Annotated in this window: 5 protein-coding genes and 1 rRNA gene; 4 read left to right on the forward strand and 2 right to left on the reverse strand. The window is 34.9% G+C overall.

Annotation, left to right across the window (positions count from 1 at the left end):
- The first annotated feature begins 11 nt into the window (after positions 1 to 11).
- The 4 genes from AC22ZQ_RS13680 to AC22ZQ_RS13695 all read left to right on the forward strand — a co-directional run bounded on the left by AC22ZQ_RS13680 (position 12) and on the right by AC22ZQ_RS13695 (position 2,294).
- Positions 12 to 125: a hypothetical protein gene (locus tag AC22ZQ_RS13680; RefSeq protein WP_413468687.1), complete on the forward strand. Its 114-nt coding sequence runs from the start codon at positions 12 to 14 to the stop codon at positions 123 to 125.
- Between the two features lie 257 nt (positions 126 to 382).
- Positions 383 to 907, forward strand: coding sequence for a GNAT family N-acetyltransferase (locus AC22ZQ_RS13685; protein ID WP_318959326.1), 525 nt, complete (start codon positions 383 to 385; stop codon positions 905 to 907).
- Positions 908 to 1,298: 391 nt separating this feature from the next.
- Entirely contained in the window at positions 1,299 to 1,736 is a 438-nt protein-coding gene (locus AC22ZQ_RS13690) for a GNAT family N-acetyltransferase (RefSeq protein WP_318959327.1), read from the forward strand.
- Positions 1,737 to 1,784: 48 nt separating this feature from the next.
- Positions 1,785 to 2,294: a hypothetical protein gene (locus tag AC22ZQ_RS13695; RefSeq protein WP_318959328.1), complete on the forward strand. Its 510-nt coding sequence runs from the start codon at positions 1,785 to 1,787 to the stop codon at positions 2,292 to 2,294.
- A 76-nt stretch (positions 2,295 to 2,370) separates the two neighbouring features.
- On the opposite strand, the gene AC22ZQ_RS13700 is transcribed toward AC22ZQ_RS13695, so the two are convergent.
- Positions 2,371 to 2,754 carry an energy transducer TonB gene (locus tag AC22ZQ_RS13700; protein ID WP_318959329.1) on the reverse strand — a complete coding sequence of 128 codons (384 nt, stop codon included), beginning with the start codon at positions 2,752 to 2,754 and terminating at the stop codon, positions 2,371 to 2,373.
- A gap of 458 nt (positions 2,755 to 3,212) precedes the next feature.
- Positions 3,213 to 3,308, reverse strand: a 5S ribosomal RNA gene (rrf, locus tag AC22ZQ_RS13705); the annotation flags it as partial.

A 3,308-nucleotide genomic window follows, 5' to 3' on the forward strand; every position in this document is an offset into this window, starting at 1 on the left:
ACTCTCCAGGTATGTATAGAGTAAATGGTCCATTGATGAATTGTCCAGAATTCTTTGAAGCTTTCCAAGTAACAGAGGAAGATGCGATGCGTAATTCAGCTGATAAGATCAGTAAAATTTGGTAGGAATACTTAAAAATAGATTAAAAGTCCAGTTCGAAAGAGCTGGACTTTTTTTTATTTCATTTTTTTTTCAGCCTTAAACATCCTACAATTTTATGTTTCAAAGTACACATAAAAACCTACAAGCTTAAATATCAAATAATTACAATTCAACCTTGGAATTAATCCTTTTTAAAGGGTATAATGCACGCCTACAATTCTAGTTAAATTACCAAAAATACTTCGTTTGCTTTTCGTATCTTAGGTCAAAGCCTTTTGCTATGATTGTAAAAACTACTGGACCCTACAAACTACTCTTGCTTTTCCCTGACGACATTCACGACTTGTTTAAAAAGCATGAAAGGGAGTATATATTAAACTTTTTTGGCTACAGCACCCAGGCTGAATACGAAAAATTAGAACGAATGCATAAAGAAGGAATGACGACCTATCGTTACTCCCTCGCACTAGGCGTAGTTCAAAATGAGCAAGGTGAAACTATAGGCCATACGGGGTACCATATATGGAACAAAGATCATAAAAATGCAGAACTCTTCTACAGTCTCAAAAGTGATAAATACAAGCGTAAAGGAATCATGAGTCAGGTTGTCCCCCTCGTCATACAAATTGGCTTTGAATACATGCATTTAAAAAGAATACAAGCAAGAGTTGCAGCTTGGAACACTGCTTCTATTCGTCTATTGGATAAATTTGGATTCGAAAAAGAGGGAGAGTTACGTCAAGATTATTTTTACGAAGGAAAATTCTCTGATTCTCTTTGTTACTCCTTATTAGCTCCAGAATAAATTGAGGGAATTCAACTCCCATTTTTCACAATAACCGTTTCGATAATTATATATTTTTTTTAGGTAATTCCCCTTTACAAATAAGAGATATACCCTTGTAATTTATATGTATATATAGTGTAACTTGTCATTAGAAATTAATTCTACTTACTGCTATTTTTTTCAGTTTTAGTAATTCTAGCTTTAGATTATTCAAACTGAAAACCTCGTTACACTAAACCTAATAAAGAAGTGGGGATTGTTTTGTTTTCCAAGGGTACATACAACCCGTATTTTCATGGAAGACAAAACACATCCCAACTTTAATAAGTGGTCTAATTCAGTAAGTATTTAGGCTTTAATCGTAATTTAGTAGTACCTACCTTAGTTTTAACCCACATTTATTTTAAACATGATTCGTGAATTTTCTACTGAAGATTTTCAAGCCGTAATTGAACTATTCCAATTTAATACCCCAACTTACTTTCATCCTGATGAACAACATGATTTGGAGCAATATCTTCAAAATGAAAGAGAAGATTATTATGTATTTCTTGCAGGTGAGAAAATTGTAGGCGCTGGAGGAATTAATTACCTACCTAAAGAAAAGACTGCCATACTTTCTTGGGACTTGATCCACCCTAATCATCAAAGACAAGGGATAGGTACAAAATTGGTAAAACACCGTTTACAAAGAATTAAAGAACTCACACTATTTCCACGTTGTATTGTCCGTACTTCTCAACTCGTATACCCCTTTTATCAAAATCTAGGTTTTAATTTGATCAGTAAACACCCTAATTATTGGGCCGATGGATACGATATGTATTTCATGGAAACAACTTTTTAAAACCAACTTAAAAACGACAACCTACGTTTGTATTAAAAACCGATCCGCATGAAATATTTATTATTTATATCGCTACTTTTTATTTTCTCGGCTTGCATTAAAGAACCTGATTGCGAACCAACAAATCCAGAAGGAGTAAATTACAAAGGATGCGGTAACTTTAGCGTATTTGAACCCTTCGATGAAGGCAGTGTACAAAACGCTATCATCCATATTCATGTAGACGTTGAAGCCTTTGCCCTCACCGACGAATATCAAAATTTCTCTTTGACAGAGCATCCTGAAATTCTCGCTCAAATTACAAGTTACAACAAAAGTACTATGCATGGAAATTTGTGTACGGATGGACTAGATGCTGATTTGATTGCAACTAATGTATGGACTGCCACTGAAGGCGACATTAATATGCGTATTGCCAGACCAAAAAGCGAATGTGACGATACCTATGTCGTTGATGTTCTATTGAATGACGCCAAGTTTATCGATGACAATGGCAATGAAATTCTAGTTTCAAAGGTAGAATTCCTTCACAGAATGGTTAATTATCCCATTGGCTAATACTTTACAGACATAAACGTATGCTCTAAATATAAAATTCAAAGAAAAAGCACCAAGAGTACTTGGTGCTTTTCTGTTATTCACTCAGTTCAAAGTTAATGGGAAGGGTAACGTAGCTCCTTACCTTTTTTCCATCAGTTTCCGCAGGCGTCCAATTAGGCATAGCTGATATTGCTCTTATTGCCTCACTATCCAACAATTCATCCACTCCTTTTAAGACTTGAACAGAACTTATAGCACCGTCCTTTTCTACAATAAAACGAACATACACCTTACCATATAAATTGGCAGTTTTAGCACTATCTGGATACTTCAGGTTTTCAATTAAATAGGTTTTCATTGCCTCATTGCCTCCAACAAAGGTCGCAACCTTATCTGGAGTAGAAGAAACCTCTTGTGCTTGTAACCCAAACACCATAAAGCATAAACTCAATGCTAAACATAATTTTGTAAACTTCATATATTAGATTTTATAATTCATACCAAAAGCAGCAAGAATCATGCTCTAGATAGTTAATAATGAAACTAATCTAACCAAAAGTATACATGTTAAAAATCAAAAATATTGAAAGCTTTCCCGTCACACATCCAATATCAATAGGGTCTCTTACTGTATAGATCAACAATAATTGACGGTTTACACAACTGAACTCTCTTATAACTTAAAGGTAATTCATTACTTTAATGCTACTCTTCTAATAACAGATGACTGTAAGAGTATGAATATGTAAAGCTAATAGGTACAGAGTTTCGATCTAGTTTAAGATTACCCTATTCTTAGGTTGCCGAGCGGAGTCGAGGTACCGCTAACAGAAGCAACTAATGAGCTTAATAAAGTCTTAGTTCTTTTGTAAGGTTTGGATAAAAAAAGTTAGGCAAAAAAAAAGCCTCATTCCGATAGGAACAAGGCTTTATAAAAAGTGGCGTCGACTTACTCTCCCACCCTCAAAAGGGCAGTACCATCAGCGCTAGTAGTCTTAACTTCTCTGTTCGGAATGGGAAGAGGTGGACCCT

Source organism: Lishizhenia sp. (assembly GCF_057456495.1).

What these genes read in the sequence shown, in the direction of transcription:
- AC22ZQ_RS13680 (WP_413468687.1), top strand. Translation starts at nt 12, where the DNA reads ATGTATAGAGTAAATGGTCCATTGATGAATTGTCCAGAATTCTTTGAA.
- AC22ZQ_RS13685 (WP_318959326.1), top strand. Translation starts at nt 383, where the DNA reads ATGATTGTAAAAACTACTGGACCCTACAAACTACTCTTGCTTTTCCCT.
- AC22ZQ_RS13690 (WP_318959327.1), top strand. Translation starts at nt 1,299, where the DNA reads ATGATTCGTGAATTTTCTACTGAAGATTTTCAAGCCGTAATTGAACTA.
- AC22ZQ_RS13695 (WP_318959328.1), top strand. Translation starts at nt 1,785, where the DNA reads ATGAAATATTTATTATTTATATCGCTACTTTTTATTTTCTCGGCTTGC.
- AC22ZQ_RS13700 (WP_318959329.1), bottom strand. Translation starts at nt 2,754, where the DNA reads ATGAAGTTTACAAAATTATGTTTAGCATTGAGTTTATGCTTTATGGTG.